20 protein-coding genes are annotated in these 21,890 nt (G+C 61.4%); 5 read left to right on the plus strand and 15 right to left on the minus strand.

The window, feature by feature from the left end; translation table 11 throughout:
- Positions 1-48: 48 nt before the first annotated feature.
- The gene (locus AC1Z24_RS13215) at positions 49-1,008 is read left to right on the plus strand and encodes a threo-3-hydroxy-L-aspartate ammonia-lyase (protein ID WP_483746618.1); all 960 of its coding nucleotides are present in this window, start codon (positions 49-51) and stop codon (positions 1,006-1,008) included.
- A gap of 157 nt (positions 1,009-1,165) precedes the next feature.
- Here AC1Z24_RS13215 and AC1Z24_RS13220 read toward each other — a convergent pair whose 3' ends face one another.
- The 10 genes from AC1Z24_RS13220 to AC1Z24_RS13265 all read right to left on the minus strand — a co-directional run bounded on the left by AC1Z24_RS13220 (position 1,166) and on the right by AC1Z24_RS13265 (position 11,280).
- Positions 1,166-2,236 (minus strand): protein-glutamate methylesterase/protein-glutamine glutaminase, encoded by a 1,071-nt coding sequence (locus tag AC1Z24_RS13220; protein WP_483746011.1) that lies wholly within the window; start codon positions 2,234-2,236, stop codon positions 1,166-1,168.
- Positions 2,237-2,244: 8 nt separating this feature from the next.
- A complete protein-coding gene (locus tag AC1Z24_RS13225) occupies positions 2,245-2,733 on the minus strand; it encodes a chemotaxis protein CheD (protein WP_483746012.1) in 489 nt (162 codons plus the stop codon).
- Complete coding sequence (locus tag AC1Z24_RS13230; protein WP_483746013.1) at positions 2,730-3,536, minus strand: CheR family methyltransferase; 807 nt, start codon at positions 3,534-3,536, stop codon at positions 2,730-2,732. Before AC1Z24_RS13230 ends, AC1Z24_RS13225 begins: the two co-directional genes overlap by 4 nt.
- A 4-nt stretch (positions 3,537-3,540) precedes the next feature.
- Positions 3,541-4,080 (minus strand): chemotaxis protein CheW, encoded by a 540-nt coding sequence (locus AC1Z24_RS13235; protein WP_483746014.1) that lies wholly within the window; start codon positions 4,078-4,080, stop codon positions 3,541-3,543.
- Positions 4,081-4,094: 14 nt separating this feature from the next.
- The gene (locus AC1Z24_RS13240; RefSeq protein ID WP_483746015.1) at positions 4,095-5,750 is read right to left on the minus strand and encodes a methyl-accepting chemotaxis protein; all 1,656 of its coding nucleotides are present in this window, start codon (positions 5,748-5,750) and stop codon (positions 4,095-4,097) included.
- Entirely contained in the window at positions 5,747-7,975 is a 2,229-nt protein-coding gene (locus AC1Z24_RS13245) for a chemotaxis protein CheA (RefSeq protein ID WP_483746016.1), read from the minus strand. The genes AC1Z24_RS13240 and AC1Z24_RS13245 overlap by 4 nt, the downstream gene beginning before the upstream one ends.
- Positions 7,976-8,164: 189 nt before the next feature.
- A complete protein-coding gene (locus AC1Z24_RS13250) occupies positions 8,165-8,497 on the minus strand; it encodes an STAS domain-containing protein (RefSeq protein ID WP_483746017.1) in 333 nt (110 codons plus the stop codon).
- A gap of 18 nt (positions 8,498-8,515) precedes the next feature.
- Positions 8,516-8,884, minus strand: a complete 369-nt coding sequence (locus tag AC1Z24_RS13255) for a response regulator (protein WP_259110230.1) — start codon at positions 8,882-8,884, stop codon at positions 8,516-8,518.
- 19 nt (positions 8,885-8,903) lie between these two features.
- On the minus strand, positions 8,904-10,121 hold the full coding sequence (locus tag AC1Z24_RS13260) for a methyl-accepting chemotaxis protein (RefSeq protein WP_483746018.1): 1,218 nt from the start codon (positions 10,119-10,121) through the stop codon (positions 8,904-8,906).
- Positions 10,122-10,329: 208 nt separating this feature from the next.
- Complete coding sequence (locus AC1Z24_RS13265; protein WP_483746019.1) at positions 10,330-11,280, minus strand: GlxA family transcriptional regulator; 951 nt, start codon at positions 11,278-11,280, stop codon at positions 10,330-10,332.
- Positions 11,281-11,573: 293 nt separating this feature from the next.
- Between AC1Z24_RS13265 and AC1Z24_RS13270 the strand changes: the two genes are divergently transcribed.
- The gene (locus tag AC1Z24_RS13270; protein ID WP_483746020.1) at positions 11,574-11,813 is read left to right on the plus strand and encodes a hypothetical protein; all 240 of its coding nucleotides are present in this window, start codon (positions 11,574-11,576) and stop codon (positions 11,811-11,813) included.
- A gap of 160 nt (positions 11,814-11,973) precedes the next feature.
- Here AC1Z24_RS13270 and AC1Z24_RS13275 read toward each other — a convergent pair whose 3' ends face one another.
- Positions 11,974-13,188: a TPM domain-containing protein gene (locus AC1Z24_RS13275; RefSeq protein ID WP_483746021.1), complete on the minus strand. Its 1,215-nt coding sequence runs from the start codon at positions 13,186-13,188 to the stop codon at positions 11,974-11,976.
- A 259-nt stretch (positions 13,189-13,447) separates the two neighbouring features.
- A complete protein-coding gene (locus AC1Z24_RS13280; protein WP_483746022.1) occupies positions 13,448-14,182 on the minus strand; it encodes an SDR family oxidoreductase in 735 nt (244 codons plus the stop codon).
- Between the two features lie 170 nt (positions 14,183-14,352).
- Here AC1Z24_RS13280 and AC1Z24_RS13285 point away from each other — a divergent pair, with 170 nt between their 5' ends.
- The gene (locus AC1Z24_RS13285) at positions 14,353-15,282 is read left to right on the plus strand and encodes an AraC family transcriptional regulator (protein ID WP_483746023.1); all 930 of its coding nucleotides are present in this window, start codon (positions 14,353-14,355) and stop codon (positions 15,280-15,282) included.
- A 153-nt stretch (positions 15,283-15,435) separates the two neighbouring features.
- Here the strand turns inward: AC1Z24_RS13285 and ppnN are convergent, their stop codons facing one another.
- Positions 15,436-16,809 carry a nucleotide 5'-monophosphate nucleosidase PpnN gene (gene ppnN, locus AC1Z24_RS13290; RefSeq protein WP_483746024.1) on the minus strand — a complete coding sequence of 458 codons (1,374 nt, stop codon included), beginning with the start codon at positions 16,807-16,809 and terminating at the stop codon, positions 15,436-15,438.
- Positions 16,810-17,130: 321 nt separating this feature from the next.
- Here ppnN and AC1Z24_RS13295 point away from each other — a divergent pair, with 321 nt between their 5' ends.
- Positions 17,131-18,378, plus strand: a complete 1,248-nt coding sequence (locus tag AC1Z24_RS13295; protein WP_483746025.1) for a 2-aminoadipate transaminase — start codon at positions 17,131-17,133, stop codon at positions 18,376-18,378.
- A 195-nt stretch (positions 18,379-18,573) separates the two neighbouring features.
- Positions 18,574-19,266, plus strand: a complete 693-nt coding sequence (locus AC1Z24_RS13300; RefSeq protein ID WP_483746026.1) for a YoaK family protein — start codon at positions 18,574-18,576, stop codon at positions 19,264-19,266.
- 11 nt (positions 19,267-19,277) lie between these two features.
- Here the strand turns inward: AC1Z24_RS13300 and AC1Z24_RS13305 are convergent, their stop codons facing one another.
- Positions 19,278-20,336: an ABC transporter ATP-binding protein gene (locus tag AC1Z24_RS13305; RefSeq protein ID WP_483746027.1), complete on the minus strand. Its 1,059-nt coding sequence runs from the start codon at positions 20,334-20,336 to the stop codon at positions 19,278-19,280.
- A complete protein-coding gene (locus AC1Z24_RS13310; protein ID WP_483746619.1) occupies positions 20,333-21,817 on the minus strand; it encodes an ABC transporter permease in 1,485 nt (494 codons plus the stop codon). Before AC1Z24_RS13310 ends, AC1Z24_RS13305 begins: the two co-directional genes overlap by 4 nt.
- Positions 21,818-21,890 lie beyond the last annotated feature (73 nt).

Genomic DNA, 21,890 nt, shown 5'->3' on the forward strand with positions numbered 1-21,890 from the left:
CTTATGATTGAAACCACCCCTCATTCGCTGGAGGTCCCCGTGCCAAACCTGATTCTGCCCACCTATGAAGACGTGCTGGCCGCCGCTGGCCGGATCGAGGGCCATGCCCACAAGACTCCGGTGCTGACCTCGCGCACGGCCAACGAGGAGGTGGGTGCCGAGTTGTTCTTCAAGTGCGAGAACCTGCAACGCATGGGCGCGTTCAAGTTTCGCGGGGCTTTCAACAGCCTGGCGAAATTCGACGAGCGCCAGCGCAAGGCCGGGGTGGTGGCGTTCTCCTCGGGCAACCATGCCCAGGGCGTGGCGTTGTCGGCGCGGATCCTGGGTATTCCTGCGACCATCGTCATGCCCCATGACGCCCCGGCGGCTAAGGTTGCGGCTACCCGCGGCTATGGCGCCACGGTGGTGCAGTACGACCGCTATACCGAAGACCGCGAAGCCATCGGCCGCGCACTGGCTCAAGAGCACGGCTTCACCCTGATCCCGCCTTACGATCATCCGGATGTGATCGCCGGGCAGGGCACCGCAGCCAAGGAACTGTTTGAGGAAGCTGGCCCCCTGGATGCGTTGTTCGTCTGCCTCGGCGGCGGCGGGCTGCTGTCCGGCACTGCGTTATCGACCCGTGCCCTGGCCCCGGACTGCAAGCTCTATGGCGTCGAGCCGGAAGCGGGCAACGACGGCCAGCGCTCGCTGCGCAGCGGCAGCATCGTGCATATCGACACCCCGGTGACCATCGCCGACGGCGCCCAGACGCAATACCTGGGCAACTACACCTTCGACATCATCCGGCGCGACGTCAATGACATCTACACCGCCAGCGATGCGCAACTGGTGGAGGCCATGCGCTTCTTTGCCGAGCGCATGAAGATGGTGGTCGAGCCCACCGGTTGCCTGGGTTTTGCCGCAGTGCGGGAGTTGAAAGCGCAATTGCAGGGCCAGCGGGTCGGGGTGATTGTCACCGGGGGCAATATCGATCTGCAGCGGTATGCGGCGTTGTTGGCTGGGTAAGCGCAGGACCGCAGGAGTCGGCTTGCCCGTGAAGGGAGCAACGCGGTTTTCCTGACCTGCCGCGTCGTCTTATTCGCGGGTAAACCTCGCTCCCACACAATCACACCCGTCCGGCAGCAGTCATTCGGTAATCAATCGTTTACCACGACTCAAATGGCTAAGCCCGGCCCATCACCGCCCGATGCATCTCGCCCAGGGGCAGGATGCGTTTGGCCCCGCCCAGTTTGATCGCTTCCTTGGGCATGCCGAACACCACGCTGGAGGCTTCGTCCTGGGCCACGGTGTCGGCGCCGGCGTCGAACATTTCCTTCATGCCCCGGGCGCCGTCGTCACCCATACCGGTCATGATGATGCCGGTGGCATTGCGCCCGGCAAACTTGGCCACCGAACGCAGCAGTACATCCACTGAAGGCCGATGACGGTTGACCAATGGGCCGTCCACTACCTGTACGTGATAGTAGGCGCCGCTGCGGGTCAACATCATGTGCTTGCCGCCGGGGGCGATCAGGGCCAGGCCGGGGAGGACGCGGTCGTTATTCCTGGCTTCGCGCACTTCGATCTGGCAAAGACCGTTAAGGCGCTCGGCAAAGGATGCGGTGAATTTCTCCGGCATGTGCTGAACGATGACGATGCCGGGGCTGACCCGGGGCAAGGCGGTCAGCACCGCTTCCAGGGCCTGGGTGCCGCCGGTGGACGTGCCGATGGCGACGATACGTTCGGTGGTCTGCACCATGGCCTGGCTGTGTCCGGCGGGCAGGATGGCATCGGCATTGAGCTTGGCCTGGGGTTCCAGACGCGGCACGCTGCGTTTGCCCAGATTCTTGACGTTGGCACTGGCGGCGGCGCGGATGGCCGCGACCAATACCGCAGCAGACTCCAGCAGGAAGTTCTTCAGGCCGACCTGGGGCTTGGTAACGATCTCCACCGCCCCGGCGCTGAGAGCCTGCAAGGTAGTCTCGGCGCCTTTCTCGGTCAGGGACGAGCAGATGATCACTGGTGTAGGGCGTTCGCTCATGATTTTTTTGAGAAAGGTAATGCCGTCCATGCGCGGCATCTCGACGTCGAGGACAATGACATCGGGCCACTCCCTGGCGAGTTTGTCGATGGCGAAAATAGGGTCGGACGCCGCGCCCATCACTTCGATATCCGGGGTCTTGTCGAGGATCGCCATCAGTACCTGGCGCACCACGGCGGAATCATCGACAAGCAGCACTCTGATTTTTTTCATGACGACCTTCAGCACTGATGCAATGGCTTGTGTTTGACCCAGACATCGCCGTTCCATGTGTCGAAAACGATATTGCGATGGCCCGTGCGGCCTATATCCTGAGCGGTGACGTTCAAGTGGTATCGCTCGGCCAGTTGCAGGGCGGCTTCGATATTCATGTCGGGTACCGCGCTGACGAGCGCGGTCTTGTGGCGCGGGAACATCTCGCCGCCACCGAACAGCTTGACCTGATAGTCGCCGGGCAGGGTGCGATGGGATTCGACTTCGAGCATGAACATCTCGAAGGCCTCGTCGGCGTATTTGCCGCTGAGGCGGTTGCCGCGAATGCGGCGATTGGGCAGCATGAAATGGCACATGGCCCCAATGCGCCGCTGCGGATGCCACAGGGTGACGGCGATGCATGAACCCAGCACCGTGCTGATGCGCGTCGGCTCCGTGGCGAAGTGAAAGTCGCCGGGGGAAAGGTAGACGCGGGGGTAAGCCAGGGACGTTTTCATGGTTTGCGATAGATCGACGGTGCCACGAGCTTGAACGCATCGCTGATCCCGTTGAGGCTCTCCGAATGGCTGATCATCAGATAGCCGCCGGGCTTGAGTAGCGGCAGCATGCGGGCGATGACTTTGCGTTTGGTCTCCTGATCGAAATAGATCATCACGTTGCGCAGGAAGATCACCTCAAACTCGCCCATTTCCGGGAAGGCTTCGTTGAGGTTGATCTGCACGAATTTCATGCGATTGCGCAGCGCCCGGTTCACCAGAAAAGTGCCAGCCTGGGGGCCGACGCCCTTGAGGCAGTACTTGACCAACAAGGGCTGGGGCAGGGTAGCGGCGCGCTCCATCGGGTAGTGGCCGCTGCGGGCCTTGGTCAGCATTTGGCTGCTAATATCCGAGCCGACGATTTCCCAGGGTGTGGTGCCCAGGCCTTCGGCCAGGGTCATGGCCAGGCTGTAGGGCTCCTCGCCTGAAGAACTGGCCGCGCTCCACAGGCGGAACGTGCGCCCCGGCGTGGCCTTGGGCAGGATGTGCTGGCGCAGGAAATCGAAGTGCTTGGGTTCGCGGAAAAAGTAGGTTTCGTTGGTGGTCAGCAGGTCCAGGGCGACCTGCAGTTCATGCTCGCTCTGACCGCCCATGATCAATTTGAAATATTCGCCATAGCTGTTCAGCTCGTAATGCTTGAGGCGTTTGAACAGGCGCCCGGCAACCAACGCCTTCTTCGCCGGTGACAGGTTGATGCCTGCCGCCCGGTGCAGCCATTGCTGGAAGCTGTGGAACTCGCTGTCATTGAGCGGCATGGCGTTCATCCACTTATCCCTGTGGTGGCGGTTCGGCGACGAGTTCACCGGCGGCGAGACTGGACATCTCGTCGATGGACAGCACCCGGTCCACGTCCAGGACAATCACGAACTTGCCCTCGACCTTGGCCATGCCGCTGATGAAGTCGGCACGGATCCGTGCGCCGAAGCTGGGCGGTGGCTCGATGGCGCTGGCGGCGATCTCCATCACTGCCGATACCGTATCTACCAGCAGGCCGATATCCTGGGGCTGACCGTTATCGCCTGCGGCTTCGATGATGACCACGCAACTGCGTCGGGTGATATCCGAGTTCTGTCGGCCGAAGCGCGCCGACAGGTCAACCACTGGCACGACCGCGCCGCGCAGGTTGATCACCCCGCGCACGAAGGCGGGCATCATCGGCACTATAGTGAGGTTGCCGTACTCGATGATCTCCTTGATGCCGAGGATGGCGATGGCAAACATTTCGCCGCCGAGCATGAAGGTCAGGTATTGCGCTTCTTCCTCCCGGGCGGCGGGCAGTTTCTGGCTGGTCGTAGCAAGTGCACCCATGGCTTGAGCCTCCTTTAGAACCGGGTGAAGTCAGCTTCGTCAGGGCCGCTGGCGGTTTGATAGGCAAAGTTCGGTTGTCGGGCCACGGGCTGTTGTGGTGCCCTGGGTGGCTTGCGGTTTTCGCTGTTTTTGAGCTGGATCGAAGGCTGCGCACCCTTGCCGCCGACTTCGAGGCGGAAGAAGCTCATGACCTGCTGTAACTGCTCGGCCTGGCTGCTCATTTCTTCGGCGGTGGCGGCCAGTTCTTCGCTGCTGGAGGCGTTTTGCTGCGTGACCTGATTGAGCTGATTCATGGCTGTATTGATCTGGGCAACACCGGCAGCCTGTTCTTCCGAGGCCGCGCTGATTTCCTGGACCAGATCCGAGGTCTTGTTGATTGACGGGACCATTTCGCCCAAGAGCTTGCCGGCCTTTTCCGCCATTTCGACGCTGCTGGAGGACAGCTCGCCGATTTCCTGGGCGGCGACCTGACTGCGCTCTGCCAGCTTGCGCACTTCGGCGGCGACCACGGCAAAGCCTTTACCGTGCTCCCCCGCGCGAGCGGCCTCAATGGCAGCATTGAGGGCCAGCAGGTTGGTCTGGTAGGCGATGTCGTCGATGATGCTGATGCGCTGGGCGATTTTCTTCATCGCGACTACGGTCTGCTGCACCGACTCGCCGCCATCGGTGGCTTCGGTAGCGGCCTTGCTGGCCATACCGTCGGTGACTTTGGCGTTCTCGGTGTTCTGATTGATGCTGGCACTCATCTGTTCGATGGACGCGCTGGTTTCCTCGACGCTGGCGGCCTGCTCACTGGTGGCCTGGCTCATGGACTGGGCCGTGGCGCTGACCTCTTCGGAGGCGCTGGCCAGGTTGTCGGCGGTGTTACGCACTTCGCCGATGATATGCGACAGCTTGGCGATCATATTCTGCATGGCAGCCAGCAAAAGGCCGGTTTCATCCCGCGAACGCACCTCGATCCGGGCACTCAGATCGCCTTCGGCCAGTTGCCCGGCGACGTCTGCAGCTTCACGCAGGGGCCGGGAAATGATTCGGGCAATGAACAGCGCCAGAGCAAAGCCGATCAGCAGGGCTACGACCAACACGACGATGATTGACAGGCGTGAGTCGCCATAAAGCTTGTTGCCGCGATCAGTGGCCTCGCTGCCGCCGCTGGCGTTGAGTTCGACCATTTTTTGCAGGTCGGTGGTGACCGTGTCGAACAGACGCCGAGATTCGCCGTAGAGGATTGCGTGGGCTTCTTCGCTGCGGTTCTGCCTGGACTCGCTGAATAGCTTGGCACTGACGGCCTGGTAAGCATTCCAGTCGTTGACGAAGGTGTCGAACAGCGCCTTGTCATCGGCATTGGAGAGAATTTTGCCGTAAGACTCAATACGGGTATCAATCTGTTTCTTCGAGTCTGCGGCCTCTGCTTCAATCGGTGCCTTCTCTTCGGCTGAGTCCGTCGCAATATGGCGAAATTCCTTTAAGCGGTAATTGGCCGCAAAAAAACGCATGCCCGAGGCCATGCGCATGGATGGCATCCAGTTGGTGCCCAGATCTGTGGCGGTCTGGTTGACCTGGCTCAGCTGATAGATGGCAAAGACACCCATGGCAGCGGTCAACCCCAGCACGATCATGAACGAGGTGATCAGCTTGGTGGCGATTTTCAGGTTATAGAACCATTTCATTGGGGCATTCCTCCTTGGAGGGAACTGTTGGCAGCCGGGCGGGAAAGAAGCGACGCGTTACGGTTTTCCATGCTTACGATCTGGGTCAGCAGCGAGGGCACGTCAAGAATCAACGCCACCGAGCCGTTGCCGAGAATGGTCGAGCCGCTGATCCCGCGCAGGGCGCCGAACAGCTTGCCCAGGGGTTTGATCACGGTCTGGAATTCGCCCAGCAGGTCATCCACGACCAGCCCGGCCTTTTGTTCGGCGCAGCGCACCACCACTACGTTCTGACGGCCGCTGGGCTCACCTTCGTGACCGAAGTGATCACGCAGCCTGACCAGGGGCAGGACCTCGCCGCGCAGGTCCAGATAGCCGCTTTCCCGGGACGGGTGATCGGCTTCGTTGAGCTCGATGCATTCCTGCACCATGTCCAGGGGAATGACGTAGATTGCCTGATCGACGTTGACCAGAAAGCCGCTGATGATCGCCAGCGTCAGGGGCAGCCGGATGCGCACCGTGGTGCCCAGGCCTGGCTGGCTGTCGAGGTCGACGCTGCCACGCAGGGCCGTGATATTGCGCTTGACCACGTCCATGCCGACCCCGCGCCCGGACAGGTTGGTCACCGCTTCGGCGGTGGAGAAACCCGGCTCGAAGATCAGGTTGTAGATTTCCTGGTCGCTGAGGTTGGCACCCATTGGCACCAGGCCGCGCTCCTGGGCTTTGGCGAGGATGCGCTCGCGGTTGAGGCCAGCGCCGTCGTCGGCGATTTCCAGGACGATGGTTCCGGCGTCATGGTAGGCATTCAGGCGCAACAGACCTTTGAGCGGCTTGCCCGCCGCGAGTCGGGCCTGGGGCGCTTCGAGGCCATGGTCCATGGCGTTGCGCAGCAGGTGCATCAACGGATCGCCGATCTTTTCCACCACTGTCTTGTCCAGTTCGGTATCGGCGCCGCTGATCAGCAGGTCGATATCCTTGCCCAGTTCCTGACTGACGTCGCGCACCACCCGGCGGAAACGATTGAAGGTATCGCCGATGGGGATCATGCGCAGGCCCAGGGCGCCGTCGAGAATCTCCTCGACCAGGCCCGAGACCACCGAGGCCGATTCCTGCAAGGGATCGTTCTGGCAGGTGCGGGCCAACTGGCTGGCGCCGGCGCTGGCGATCACCAGTTCGCCGACCAGGTTGATCAGCTCGTCGAGCTTGTCGGCGTTGACCCGGACAAAGCGGCCTTCCTTGGTTTTTTGCTCCTGCATGCCGTTTTGCTTGTCGAGGGCCGACTGCACCACCACCGGTTCAACGGCGCGTTGCTCGATCAGGATTTCGCCCAACGGCTGTGGCGTGACCTCCTGGCTCGCAGCCTGGCGTTGCGTGCGCAGGCCTTGCTCCAGCTCATGCTCGGTCAGCGCGCCGCAGTTGGTGAGAATCTCGCCTAGACGGGTCGGGTGCTCCGGCAGGGCTTCGATCAGTTGCAGGTATTCTTCGATGCGGCTGTGGGGGGCGATGATATGAATCAGGCAATCGTCGCGGACAAAGTCGAAGGCTTCGGAAATCTCTGCCTTGTTGGCGTTGGAGCGGTAGTCGATCTCGAAGCCCAGGTAGCAGCTCTCGGCATCCACCTCGCCGAGGGTGGGCATGGCATCGGCCAGGGTGGTGATATAGACGATTTCGCCCAGGGTATTGAGGTAACGCAGGAACGACAGCGGGTCCATGCCATTGCGCAGCACATCGGGGCCGAAACGCAGAGAGATATGCCACAGGTCCGAGCTGACGGTATCGCCGCTGATGGTCTGCACCTCAGTGTTCTGGGGCGCAGGCGCGGGGCTTTGGGTGGTCATGGCAGTGCTGGCGCTGCGGTATTGCTGCAGTTCCTGGCGCAGGCTTTCCTCCCGGGCGACGGCGGCGCTGTCGAGGCTGCGGCCCTGGCTGGCGACCACTTCGATCAGTTCAAGCATGTGGTCGCCGCACTTGAGCAGCAGGGCGATGAGCGCTGTATTCACCTGTATCTCGCCGTCGCGCAGACGATCCAGCACATCTTCGACGATATGGGTGAAACCGACGATGGCGTCCAGGCCGAACAAACCGGCCGAGCCCTTGATGGTGTGGGCGGCACGAAAAATCGCACCGAGGATGTCCGGATCGTCGGGCCGGGTTTCCAGGCGCAGCAGGGACTCTTCCATCTCCTGCAACAGCTCGCGTGCTTCGACGATAAAGGTCTGTTGTGCTTGGTCGAGATTAATGCCCACGGTTACATCCTTTAAAAGCGGGACGACTGCAAATATCCAGACTCACTTTTGTGTGTTCGAACGCTGCATGGAGACTTCTACGGGGGCTAACTGTGGGAGCGAATACGGTGTTTAAACCCTGAGGATTTGTCGGATCTACCGTCCTCTTCGCGAATGAATTCGCTCCCACAGATGAATTTTCAACCCCATTCATTCATCTGGAGCGAGGATCAACGGATCGCCAAAGTAGGGTGCCAGGTTGCACAGCTCGAACGTCTCCAGCACCGCCTGGCTATGCCCGTCCAGGTGCAGGGCCTTGCCGGCGCGCTGGCTTTCGCGCTTGCTCAGCATCAGCAGTTGCACACCGGCGCTGTCCATCTCGGTGACCTGGGACAGGTCGATGGCCAGGTCGTCGCTGTTGTTCTGCATGTCAGCCAGCAACGGCAGGAGTACGGCGCCAAGCTCGGCGGCGGTGTAGATGGTCATTTCGCCCTCAATGCTGACCCGGGCGGTGCCTTGATGGCTTTGGCAGGTAATCGACATGGCAACGGCTCCTGCCGGTCAGGGCATGATCAGCTTGGCCACGGCGGCCAGCATCTGCGCAGGCTGGAAGGGCTTTACCACCCAGGCCCTGGCACCGGCGGCCTGGCCTTCCTGTTTCTTCGACTCCTGGGATTCGGTCGTGAGCATGATGATCGGTGTGAACTTGTAGCTGGCCAGCTTCTTCACTTCCTTGACGAAGGTGATGCCGTCCATGTTCGGCATGTTCACGTCGCTGATGATCAGGTGGACTTTCTGCCCCGTGAGTTTGCCCAGCGCATCCTTGCCGTCGCTAGCCTCGATTACGTCGTAACCGGCACTCTTCAGGGCAATGCTGACGACCTGGCGGACACTGCTGGAATCGTCGACAACCATTACGTTTTTGGCCATGAGTTAGTGCTCCTGGAAACTAGAAAAAAGTGATTTCGTGAGTCGTCGAAGCGGCGGTGCTGCCATGGTGGTTCTGGCGCTGTTCGTCGGTGGCGTAGGTCAACTCCATGTTGGCCAGCCACGCCTTGACATCGATCTGATCGAGTTTTTCCGGGTCCTGACGGGCGTCGAGCAGATGCTGGTGCAGGGCCTCCATATTGCTGCGCACATGGTTGAGGATCTGGCTGACCCGATCCTGAAATTGCAGACTGACCAGCACCTCGGTCATCTCGTTGCGGATACCGGCGCTTTCCTCCTGCAGCAGACCGGCGGATTCCGACAGACGTCGGGTGATGCTTTTGAACCGTTCGAGCACCAGTTGAATGCTGTTTTCCGATTCGGTCACCGAGTTGCTGTCATGCCCGGCGCTACTCGCTGCCGCCTGCACAAGCTGAGTAATGGCGCCGTTAATGATGTCGACCTTGGCCGACATCTTCTGCCCGGTTTCGCTGGACTGGCTGGACAGGGTGCGCACAGCATCGGCGACCACGGCAAAGCCGCGTCCGGCTTCCCCTGCACGGGCGGCCTCAATGGCGGCGTTGAGGGCCAACAGGTTGGTTTGCGCGGCGATGGCGGCGACATCGGCCGCCATGGCCCGCAGCTCTCCGGTGTAGTCGGTCAGGTTATTGACCTGGGCGAGCATCTCGTCGCGGCTATGCTGGGTGGCCTTGAGCGAATCGATCACCCGTAGCAGCTCATCGTCGCTCTGGGCCAGCACCTGCAGGGCGCCGTCGGCGCTGTTGCCAGCGAGGTCACCTGCCGCCAGTTGCGAGGCATTGGCGGTTTCCTGCAGGCGATTGGAGATGCCGTAGAAGCGGTTGCTCAACTCGACGATGGCGGTTTCGGTCTGAGCCCGGGAGCTTTCGATCTGCTTGGACCAGATCGGCACGGTCTTCAGGCAGATAGCGGCCAGACCGTTGTTTTGCGATTGGCTGGCGCTTTGCCGGGAAGACTGGCTGGCGCTGTGATGATGGCTGCTGAGGGCTGCCAGTTGCTGACGCTGCTGACTGGCGCCCCACAGGCTGGCCAGGGCTCCGAGGACCAGCAGGCCAGCGGCCAGGCCCAAGGGTTGTGCATTGACGCCTCCCGTCAGCAGGACGGCAGCAGCGCCCAGTACGGCGAGCAACAGGGGTAGCCAAGCGAAGGTAGGGTTGGGGGTTGCCGGGACGTCGTCAGAAAAAGAAGAACTCGAATGCATTACTTCGTCCTTGATTTTGATAATCGGGCCACAGGTTTTTTTGTGACCAAATGCTTGGGCGAAGGTTAGATCAGATCCTGCCGTTCTTCCTTGAGCGGCAAGCAGTTTTTTTGGATAAGCCACAAGCTGTACAACTAACTATTTGTTTATATTGAGCTTATTCGCAAATAAACATTTAGCCACCATTCGTCGTACAACTTCTGCGCGATCAGCCAAATTGCTGGCGGTAATGACTGGGCGTCAGGCCCAGCTTGTCGCTGAAGAGTAAACGCATATGCCGCACGCTGCCAAAACCGCTGCGCCAGGCGATGGTCTTCAGGGGCAGGTCGGTGGTTTCCAGCAGTTGCCGGGCGCGGTCGATGCGCGCGCTCTGGATGAACTCGGTGGGGGTACTCCCGACTTCTTTGGCAAACATGCGGGTGAAGTGCCGGGTGCTCATCTGGGCCAATTGGGCCAGGCATTCGATATTGAATTCTTCTTGCAGATTATCCAGAACATGGTTTTGCACCCGGGTGATGGGCGAGTCCTCGGCGGACACCGCTGCCAGCATCGGGCTGAACTGGGCCTGGCCGCCCTGGCGCTTCATGGCCACCAGCAGCACCTTGGCCACCGACAACGCGACCTTGCGCCCATGGTCTTCGGCCACCACGGCCAGTGCCAGGTCGATCCCCGCCGTGACGCCGCCGGAGGTGATCACCTGACGGTCTTCAATGTAGATCTGATCCGTACCGACCAGCGCCTTGGGAAAGGCTTTGGTCAGGCGGTCGATGTAGTTCCAGTGGGTGGTGACCTGAAAACCATCGAGCAGGCCCGCGTGGCCGAGAATAAAGGCGCCGGTGCAGATCGAGCCGTAGCGCCGGGACTGCCGCACAGCGTTATTGAGCCAGTTTTGCAGGGCCGGGTGGCGGTCGTTGTAGGCACCAGGGCCGCCGGGCACCAGCAGCAGATCATAGACGCCCTGATCGTTGTCGATGCAGGTGTCGGCCTGCACCGATACGCCGTTGGACGCACGTATCAGCGTCGACTGAGTGCCAACGGTGGTCATTCGGTAATGATTCGCCGCGTCCAGATAACGGTTGGCAATGGAGAACACTTCGAGCGGCCCGGCCATGTCGAGCAGCAGAAAGTCGGGATACAGCACGACGGCAACGTCTTTCATGGTCGCCGGACCTGGGCGGAAACAGGGACTCTGGTCATGTGCGGGGCCTTGCTGAATGAAAACGGGAATGAATTTAACATATTGAATAAAAACAATATTTCATGATGTGTCGAGGTCTTTTTGGAGGCTTTGCCTTAGCGACCGGGGCGATATCCATGCTATCGAGGAGTATGTCCGGGATTTGTGAAATGTAACGGATTGTATTGAGTGGCGCTGGCTGGGGATTGCAATACAAAACTCGCCGTTGGTCGGAGAATCTGATTGATAGACTTTTGCTTCTATGAATACGGCTTTTGTCGGTGTATGTCGGCTACAACCACGAGAACAGCAAGCTGATCAAGGCCTACAACGGCTCAGAGCAGGGCCTGCAACTGGCCAATACCCGCAGAATGCCTTTAACGTCTGGACCACCTGTGCGCCTGAACTTCAACAGCCTGTTCGACAAGCATTACTGGGCGCAGTACAACGGCCGCGGTTATGGCGTGCCGGGGGCAGGGCGTGGCGCGACCTTGAGTGCGGATTATTCGTTCTGAGTCTGATGTGAGCGAATTCTTCAGGCGTTAATTGTTGGAGCGAATTCATTCGCGAAAACGGTATTTTAGACGATGAATATGTATCGGCTGTGCCTACCCATTCGCGGATGAATCCGCTTCCACAATGTAATCACGGCGTATAGGTTGCGTGTGGTGATGTTTACCAATTCCCGGAGGCGCCACCCCCACCACTGGATCCGCCGCCACCGGAGGAACTGGAACTCGAGCTGGAACTGGAGCGGCTCGAGCCCCCCGACGACGTGCCGACGCTAAACCCGCTGCCCTTGCCGATGCTGAACAGAATCAACGACAGAATCCAGAAGCCCGGCAGCAGCACCAGCCAGGTCTGCAGATGGTTCAAGCCATTGGCGGCCTGACCGCCGAGCAGGGCGATAGCCACGGCGATCAGCAGGCGAATCCAGAAGCTGAGCGGGCTTTTGCGCCAGGTCGCGCGCATCAGCAGGAACATGCCGAACCACAGGCCGACAAACAACAGCACTCCCGCCGGCCACGCCAGGCCATAGATCAGCACAGCCGAGCCGAGACTGCGGCTGACAACCACCATCACCACGATATAAGCGATCAGCCCGAGCACCACGTAGAACGCCGTGCGCGCCATCCACAGCGCGCCAAACGTTGCGCCGCCCACCAACAGGCAAAGCGGCACGACCAACAGTTGCGCGGGCCATTCCTGACCACCGGTTGCAGCGACCAGAATGGCGGTGCTCAACAGCGCCAGGCCCAGGGTCCAGCGCCATGTCAGTTTCTTGGCAAAGGCCAGCACTCCCAGGACAGCGCCGAGGATAAAGGCGATCAGCACGCCATAGGCCTGTAGCGGCATCTGCCATGGCGACGATTCGGGCAGCGATTCGCCGTCTACCAGCAGAATCAAAGCGTCTACCGCCTGTTCGATACCCTGGTCGAAGTGGCCGTCGCGAAAGGCCGGGGTCATGCGCTCGCGGATAATCTGGCTGGCCACGAGGTCGGTGATGGAGCCTTCCAGACCATAGCCGACTTCGATGCGCATCTTGTGATCATTCTTGGCCACGACCAGCAGCACGCCATCATTGGCATCCTTGCGGCCCAGCTTCCAGATACGGAACTGTTGGTTGGCAAAGTCTTCGATGCTCATATCGCCAGTGCTGGGCAGCAGCAGGACGGCTATCTGCGCGCCCTTGCGGGTTTCCAGGGCGGCGATCTTTTGCTCCAGGCGCTGGCGTGTCGGGTTGTCGAGGGTTTGGGTCAGGTCGTTGACCCGGCCATGCATCACCGGCAACAACGGGCTATCGGCGGCGTGGCTCAGGCTGACCAGGCACAGCCACACCAGCAGGCTGACCAGGCTCCAGCGGGGCAGTCGCGACGAGGCATCGAACATGGGACTTCCTTGATTGGCAGGCGATGGGGCGGCGTGGCTCAGACCTGTGGCCAGTGTGCCAGTTCCCCCCGGCCGGGCGTGAGCACTGCATCACGAAAGCCAAGCTCGACCTGTTGCTGTCAAACTCAACCCGCCAACTGAATGCATGTATTTCATTGTGGGACCGGCTTTAGCCGGGAAGGCGATATTGAAGGCAATAGAAATGTACTGATCATGCCTGCGCTTTCCCGGCTAAAGCCGGTCCCACAGGGGTTGTGCTTTAATAAGGACTGGCTGTCGGCCGTACGATCAGTTCGCTGACGTCGACATCCGCCGGTTGCTCCACCGCATAGGCAATCGACCTGGCAATGGCCATGGCCGGGATGGAGATCCGGCGGAACTCGCGCATCAGGGTACGGCCGCCTTCATCGGAAATGCTCTCGGCCAGCTCCGACTCGGTCACGCCCGGGGAAATCAGCGTGACGCGAATATCGCCGCCGACCTCCTGACGCAGGCCCTCGGAAATTGCCCGCACGGCAAATTTGGTCGCGCAATAGACGGCGGCGGTAGGGCTGACGGTGTAGGCTCCGATGGAGGCGATGTTAATGAACTGTCCCGAACGTTGCGCCTGCATCAGCGGCAGCCCGGCGGCGATGCCGTGCAATACACCGCGAATATTGACGTCGATCATGCGGTCCCATTCCTCGACTTTCAGGGCGTCGAGAGTCGAGAGGGGCATGACGCCGGCATTGTTGATCAGTACATCGATACGACCATGCTGGCTGACGGCGAAGTCGACAAAGGCCTGCACATCGGCACGATCAGTGACATCCAGGGCCTGATACAGGGAGTTGCCGCCTTCAGCGTTGATCTCGGTGCACAGGGTTTGCAGGCGGTCGGTGCGCCGTGCACCGAGCACGACGCGAGCGCCCTGGGCGGCCAGGAGGCGAGCGGTGGCTTCGCCGATGCCGCTGCTGGCGCCGGTGATCAGAATGACTTTGTTTGAAGTGGACATGTGGGTGACTCCCTGGTTGGTAGGGGGGCCAGAGTAGGGCGCAGCAATCCGGCGACGTTATACGGATCCTTCGCGGTTTTTGCCTGATCCTGTACAGCCGCAGCGCCCGCGTTGACAGCGGCTCAGGCGTCGTGGATGAATGAGGCCTGATCGCCACGGACTTCACCGCCATGACCGCAGTTACCCCTTTTAGCTCGTCTTCACTGGACCCGGCCGCCGTGCGCCGGGCCGAGTTGGTGGTGCGGATCAAGCGCCTGGCGCCACTGCCGGGCACCTATGAAACAAGCATCCCGAGCCTGAATTTCATTCGCGTCGATGAGCCCGGCGAAACCCTGCATGTCCTGCATAAACCGGCGCTGTGCGTCATTCTGCAAGGGCGCAAGCAGGTGCGTCTGTGGCATGAGCTCTACCACTACGATGCGCTGAATTACCTGGTGGTGTCGGTCACGCTGCCGCTGTCCGGCGAGGTCATTCAGGCCAGTGCCGACGAGCCGTATCTGTGCGTGCGCCTGGATATCGACGCAGCGGAAATTGCCGGGTTACTGGCTGATATCCCGAAAATCGAGGCGTCTGCAAGCACCGGTCGCGGGTTGTTTCTGGATGAGCTGGATACGCCTTTGCTCGACGCCCTGATGCGCCTGGTTGGATTACTGGAAACGCCGGAGGACATCGCGCTGTTGGCGCCCATGGCGTTGCGCGAGATTTTCTATCGGGTATTGCGCGGCAGGCAGGGCGCGCGCCTGCTGGAAATTGCCATTCCCGACAGCCAGACCCAGCGGGTCAGCCGTGCCATCGAATGGTTGAACAATCACTACGTCGAACCGTTGCGCATCGACGAGTTGGCGCAACGGGTTCATTTGAGCCCGTCGACCTTGCATCAGCGTTTCAAGGCGGTAACGGCCATGAGCCCGTTGCAGTACCAGAAGCAGTTACGCCTGCAGGAAGCCCGGCGCCTGTTGATCAGCGAAGACAGCGATGTGTCCTCGACCAGCTACCGTATGGGCTACGAAAGCCCGTCGCAGTTCTGCCGCGAGTACAGCCGCCTGTTCGGCGCTTCGCCGCTCAAGGATGTGGCGCGGTTGCGGGCGCAGGTCAGTTGAGTGGGCAGGTGAGTCGGTTTTGGGAGCAGGCTTGCCTGCGAAGGGGGCGGTTCAGCCTGTACATCTTTCGCGGCTGGCATTGCCTTCGCAGGCAAGCCTGCTCCCACTGTGGATCCCTGTGAGAGCCGGGCTTGCCCGCGAATCAGCGGGTTGTCAGGTCACCACCCGATAACACGGCACATACGCCGCGCCGCCCGGCAATTTCATCCGGTGCTGTTCGACGAAGGCGTTGAGCAGCTTGTCCAGTGGCTGCATGATCGTCGCGTCACCGTGGATTTCGTACGGACCGTGTTCTTCGATCAGGCGGATACCCTTGTCCTTGACGTTGCCGGCGACGATACCGGAGAACGCGCGACGCAGGTTGGCCGCCAGTTCATGGGCCGGCAGGCTGTGATCCAGCTGCAGGTTGGCCATGTTGGCGTGGGTCGGATCGAACGGGCGCTGGAAGCTTTCTTCGATCTTCAACAGCCAGTTGAAGTGGAAGGCGTCGTTGCGTTCGCGGCGGAACTGTTTGACCTGTTTCAGGCCCTGGGTCATGTGCCGCGCGACTTCGGCCGGATCGTCGATGATGATCTGGTAGTGCGCCTTGGCCGCATCGCCGAGGGTCGCAGCCACAAAAGCGTCAAGCTGCTGCAGGTACGGCGCTGCGCTTTTCGGCCCGGTGAGAATGACCGGGAAGGGCACGTCACGGTTGTCCGGGTGCATGAGAATGCCGAGCAGGTACAGGAACTCTTCGGCCGTACCGGCGCCGCCGGGGAAGATGATGATGCCGTGACCCACGCGAACGAAGGCTTCCAGACGCTTCTCGATATCCGGCAGAATCACCAGTTCGTTGACGATCGGGTTCGGTGCCTCGGCGGCGATGATGCCCGGCTCGGTCAGGCCCAGATAGCGGCCGTGGGTAATGCGTTGCTTGGCATGGGCGATGGTGGCGCCTTTCATCGGCCCCTTCATCACGCCCGGACCGCAACCGGTGCAGATATCCAGGCTGCGCAGGCCCAGCTCGTGGCCGACCTTCTTGGTGTATTTGTATTCTTCGGTATTGATCGAGTGACCGCCCCAGCATACGACCATCTTCGGCTCGACGCCGGGACGCAGGGTGCGGGCGTTGCGCAGCAGATGAAAAACGTAGTCGGTGATGCCCTGGGAACTGCTCAGGTCAATGCGCTGGCTGTCCAGTTCGCTTTCGGTGTAAACGATGTCGCGCAGGGCGCTGAACAGCATCTCGCGGGTGCTGGCGATCATCTCGCCATCGACGAAGGCATCGGCCGGGGCATTGAGCAGCTCCAGGCGCACGCCACGGTCCTGTTGATGAATCAATACGTCGAAGCTCTCGTAGGCTTCGAGAATGGTCTTGGCATTATCAACATGGGCGCCAGTATTGAGGATGGCCAGGGCGCACTGGCGAAACAGTTTGTAGACACTGCCCGAACCGGCGGCGCTGAGTTGTTGCACTTCACGCTGCGACAGGGTTTCCAGGCTGCCCTTGGGGCTGACCGAAGCATTGATGACGGGTCTTGAAACCATTCTGGGTTCTCGGCAGAGACACCACCGACCGAGCGCGGTCCGTGGCATCGGGAATAATCTGAGGCGCACAGCAGGCGCAAGAGCGGTCATTTTCCTCGCTCCTTGGTCAGGAAAGCAAACCCGGCGGAAAATATCTACAACTAACGATTCCATCGTGGAATGAATCAACGATTTTATTTCGCTTGTTGCCAGGGCCCGATCGTCGCTTAGATGACAGCCTTTCCCTTGTCAGCAGGACGATTCGAGCATGGCCTTGCGTAACCGCGTTACCCACTTTTCGCCTGACTCTGTGACCGCTTCGGCGAGCGGGCAGGTGCGTGTATGAGCGCGGTCAGCCAGTCCGTCTCCCATGTCCATCCGCTGAGCCTGAGCCATGGCCGCAACGCCGAGGTATGGGATACCGAGGGGCGGCGCTTTATCGATTTCGTCGGCGGCATCGGTGTGCTTAACCTCGGTCATTGCAATCCGCGGGTGGTTGAAGCCATTACCCGCCAGGCCGGTCAGTTGACCCATTACTGTTTCAACGCGGTGCCGCATCTGCCGTACCAGCAATATATCGAGCGTCTGGCGGCGTTCATTCCGGTCAGCTATCCGGTAAGCGGCATGCTCACCAACAGCGGTGCGGAAGCGGCGGAGAACGCCTTGAAGATCGTGCGTGGCGCCACCGGGCGTACGGCGGTGATCGCCTTTGACGGTGCCTTTCATGGTCGCACCCTGGCGACCCTGAACCTCAATGGCAAGGTCGCCCCTTACAAGCAGAAGGTCGGTGTATTGCCCGGCCCTGTATATCACCTGCCTTACCCCAGCGCCGACAATGGCGTGAGCTGCGCCGAAGCGCTCAAGGCCATGGACCGGTTGTTCAGTGTCGAGATCGATATCGACGACGTTGCCTGTTTCATAGTCGAAGCAGTGCAGGGCGAGGGCGGCTTCCTCGCGCTGGATATCGAGTTTGCTCAGGCGTTGCGGCGTCTGTGCGATGAAAAGGGCATCGTACTGATCGTCGACGAAATCCAGTCGGGTTTTGGTCGTACCGGCGAGCGCTTCGCCTTCAGCCGTCTGGCTATCGAGCCGGACCTGATACTGCTTGGCAAGAGCATTGCCGGTGGCGTACCGCTGGGCGCGGTGGTCGGGCGCAAGGCTTTGATGGATGCGTTGCCCAAGGGCGGGCTGGGTGGCACCTATTCGGGTAACCCGATTGCCTGTGCGGCGGCGTTGGCGACCCTGGACGAGATGACCGATGCCAACCTCGCCGCCTGGAACAGCCTGCAGGCCGGCATGCTCGCCGAGCGTTATCAGGACTGGCAGGAACGCAAACTGTCACCCTATCTCGGCCGCCTGACCGGCGTTGGCGCCATGCGTGGTATCGAATTGCTCACGCCGCAAGGCAAACCGGCCACCGCACAACTTGCACAGTTGTTGGAACTGGCGCGTAACAATGGCTTGCTGCTGATGCCCAGCGGCAAGTCCCGGCACATCATTCGTCTGCTGGCCCCGCTGACCACCGAGGCACGTATTCTCAGTGAAGGCCTGGACATCCTGGAGCGCTGTCTGGCCCAGTTGCACGGGTGATTTGAATCGGTGTGCTATCTGTTGTCGGCAGGCATTGCGGCGCAGCCGGGAATAGCACACCGTGGGAGCGTGCGGGCGGCGTTCCGACTTGCCCGCGAAGAGGTCGGTACATTCGATACCTATTCTGTGTCTGATAAATCGCCTTCGCGGGCAAGCCACGCTCCCACGAACCGCGTCGTTAAGGAAACCGCCCCCATGCCTTCCACGCCACACCGCTCCGTCGCCCCGGCCCTCAGCTTCAATGGCGGCTTTGTCGACACGCTGGGCTTTCTCGCCCTGCAGGGGCTGTTCACCGCCCATGTCACCGGTAACTTCGTAACGCTGGGGGTGAGCATTGTGCATGGCACGTCCGGCGCGATAGCCAAGTTGCTGGCCTTGCCGGTGTTTGTACTGGTGGTGGGGCTCAGCCATCTGGCGGCGGTGATGATCAATCGCCGTGGCCTGGCGCCGCTGCGGCCGTTGCTGATCGCCCACACCGTGTTGCTGGCATTGTTCGCCCTGTTCGGCGTGTGCTTCGGGCCGTTCAGTGACAGCGACAGTGGCCTGGCGTTGCTCACCGGCATGACCGGTGTCGCAGCCATGGCCATTCAAAATGCCGTGTCGCGCCAGCACATGAAAGGTGCGCCACCGACCACTCTGATGACCGGTAACGTGACGCAACTGGCGGTGGATGTCTTTGCCCTGTTCGAGCAACGTGACCCGGAACAACGCGCCGCCATCCGTCTGCGCCTCAAACCGGTGGTGCATAACCTGCTGGGTTTTGCCCTGGGCTGCATCGTCGCGGCGCTGTGTTATCTGCTCTGCGGCCTGTGGGGCCTGATCGTGCCGGTGGTGGTCGCTCTTGTCGTGTGCGTGTGTCTTTTCGGCAAGGACGGCGAGCCCGCCTGAACCGGCAGGCTTCAGCGAAACACGTGGGCGTGGCCCTGGATGGAAAAACCGACCCGACTGCCCACCGCCGGAATGTCGAGGCCGGGGCTGCGGACCACGATCGAGCGTGGCTTGACCGGTCGTGACGACAGGGGCGGATCGAGCTCCACCGTGACCAGGCAGTTGTTGCCACCGAAGTCGATATCCGTCACCCGCCCCTGAATGTTGCCCGTCGTCGCGTGCGGCGCAATCAATAGCACCTGTTCCGGGCGCAGCATGATGCGCACCTGACCCTGGCAACGAACATCGCTGACGGGCACCAGGCCCAGGTCGCAATGAGCCAGACCCTGATCAACCAGGGCCGTCAATACCAGGGCATCGCCGAGAAACACGGCGGTCTCTTCATCGATCGGATTCAGATACAGCGCCCGCGGTGCACCTGCCTGGACCAGGCGGCCCTGACGCATGACCAGTAGCTGATCGGCGAACGACAGCGCTTCGGCCTGATCATGGGTGACCAGAATCGTCGCGATACCGGCTTCGGCCAGGACCTTGCTCACGCTTTTGCGCATGGCGGCGCGCAGGCCGGTATCCAGCGCCGAGAACGGTTCGTCCAGCAGCATCAACCGAGGTTGCTGGGCCAAGGCCCGGGCCAGGGCCACGCGTTGTTGCTGGCCGCCGGACAATTCATGGGGCCAGCGGCTGGCCATGGCCGGATCCAGGGCGACCCGTTCAATCAGCTGCGCCACTTGCTGACGCTTGCCAGCGCTGTTGCCGGGCAGGCCGAAGCCGATGTTGTCGGCCACATTCAGATGCGGGAACAGCGCGCCATCCTGGGGGACATAGCCGATATTGCGTTGATGGGCGGGGACTTCGCCCTGTTCGTTGACCAGCCACTGACCGTGAAGGGCGATGCGCCCGGAATCGGGAAACTCAAACCCGGCAATCATGCGCAGTAGAGTGGTCTTGCCCGAGCCGGATGGGCCGACGATCGCCGTGCGGCTGCCTGGGGCAATGCTCAGGCTGACATCCTTGATGGCGGGTACGCCGCCGAAGGACTTATGGATAGCGTGGAGTTCCAGGGCGTTCATCGGCCTGCCGTGCGTTTGGATTGATGGTAGAGAAGGGCGGTCAACGGCAGCGACAGCAGCACCATGATCAAGGCATAGGGCGCAGCGGCGGCATAGTCGACTTCCGAGGTCATGGCCCAGAAACCGGTGGCCAGGGTGCGTGTACCGCTGGGCGACAGCAGCAGGGTGGCGGTCAACTCGTTGGTAATGCCGAGGAACACCAGGGCCGCTCCGGCAGCCGCCGATGGCGCCGCCAGTTTCATGGTCACGCGCCACAAGGCCTGTGCCGGAGAGCGACCGAGGCTGCGGGCAATATGCTCCAGCTCCACCGGGGCCTGGGCGATCCCGGCGCGCAGGCTGACCAGGGCCCGGGGCAGGAACATCAGCAGATAGGCCAACAGCACGGTCACGGCGGTCTGGTAGATCGGCTGGGCGAAGTGAATGGTGATAGTCACCAGGGCCAGGGCGACAACAATGCCCGGCAAGGCGCTGGCGATGTAATTGCAGCTTTCCAGCAGGCGATGCAGACGTCCCGGCGAACGGACCGACAGCCAGGCCACCGGGATCGCCGCACAGGTGGTCAGTACAGCGCCGAAGCCGGCCAGCACCATGGTCTGCTGCAGGGCGTCGAGGATCCTCGCGCCATGCCAGGCCTGTACGCCGCCAGCGATCAGCCAGTTACCGAGGGTCAGCAGCGGCACACCCAGGGCCAGGGCGCTAAGACCGATCGGCAGCAGCAGGGCCAGGCTATTGCCCCGGCTGGACAGGCGTTGCAGGCGCGGTTCACGGGCGCTGCCGGAGCCGACCCGGGCATAGCGGGCCTTGCCGCGCAGTATTGATTCGACACTCAGCAGCAACAGGCAGCACAACGCCAGGACCCCGGCCAGCATGTTGGCCGCCGGACCGTTGAAGGACGACTGAAACTGATCAAGGATCGCCGTCGTAAAGGTGTCGAAGCGAATCATCGCGTACAGGCCGTATTCGGCCAGTAAATGCAGACCCACCAGCAGCGAGCCACCACAGATCGCCAGGCGCAGTTGCGGCAACACCACGCGGCGGAACACGGCCCAGGGCTTCAGGCCCAGGGATTGGCCGACATCTTCGATGGCCGGATCGAGGCGCCGCAAGGACGCCGCGATGGGTAAATACAGGAAGGGGAAATACGCCAGCACGGAAATCAGCACCGCCGCCGGCAACCCATGCAATGAAGGGGTGAGACTGACCCAGGCATAACTGTGCACAAAGGCCGGTACGGCAATCGGCGCGGTCGCCAGCAGGGACCAGATACGCCGCCCGGGCAGCTCGGTGCGCTCGGTCAGCCAGGCCATGGCGACCCCGAGCACGATGCACAGCGGAATGGTCAGCAGCACCAGCAGCAGGGTATTGACCAGCAGCTCTGCGACCCGTGGTCGAAATACCAGTTCGCTGACCGTCGCCCAGCCAGTCTGAAAGGCAATGACCAGAATAAAACCCAGGGGCAGCAGCGCGAGCAGCGAGAGCATGATGGCGCTGCTGCTGATCCACAGGGGCGGGTGCTTGCCATTGGAGCGACGCGCACGCAAAGCCGCCGGGGTG

It is taken from the genome of Pseudomonas sp. JL23, assembly GCF_056933585.1.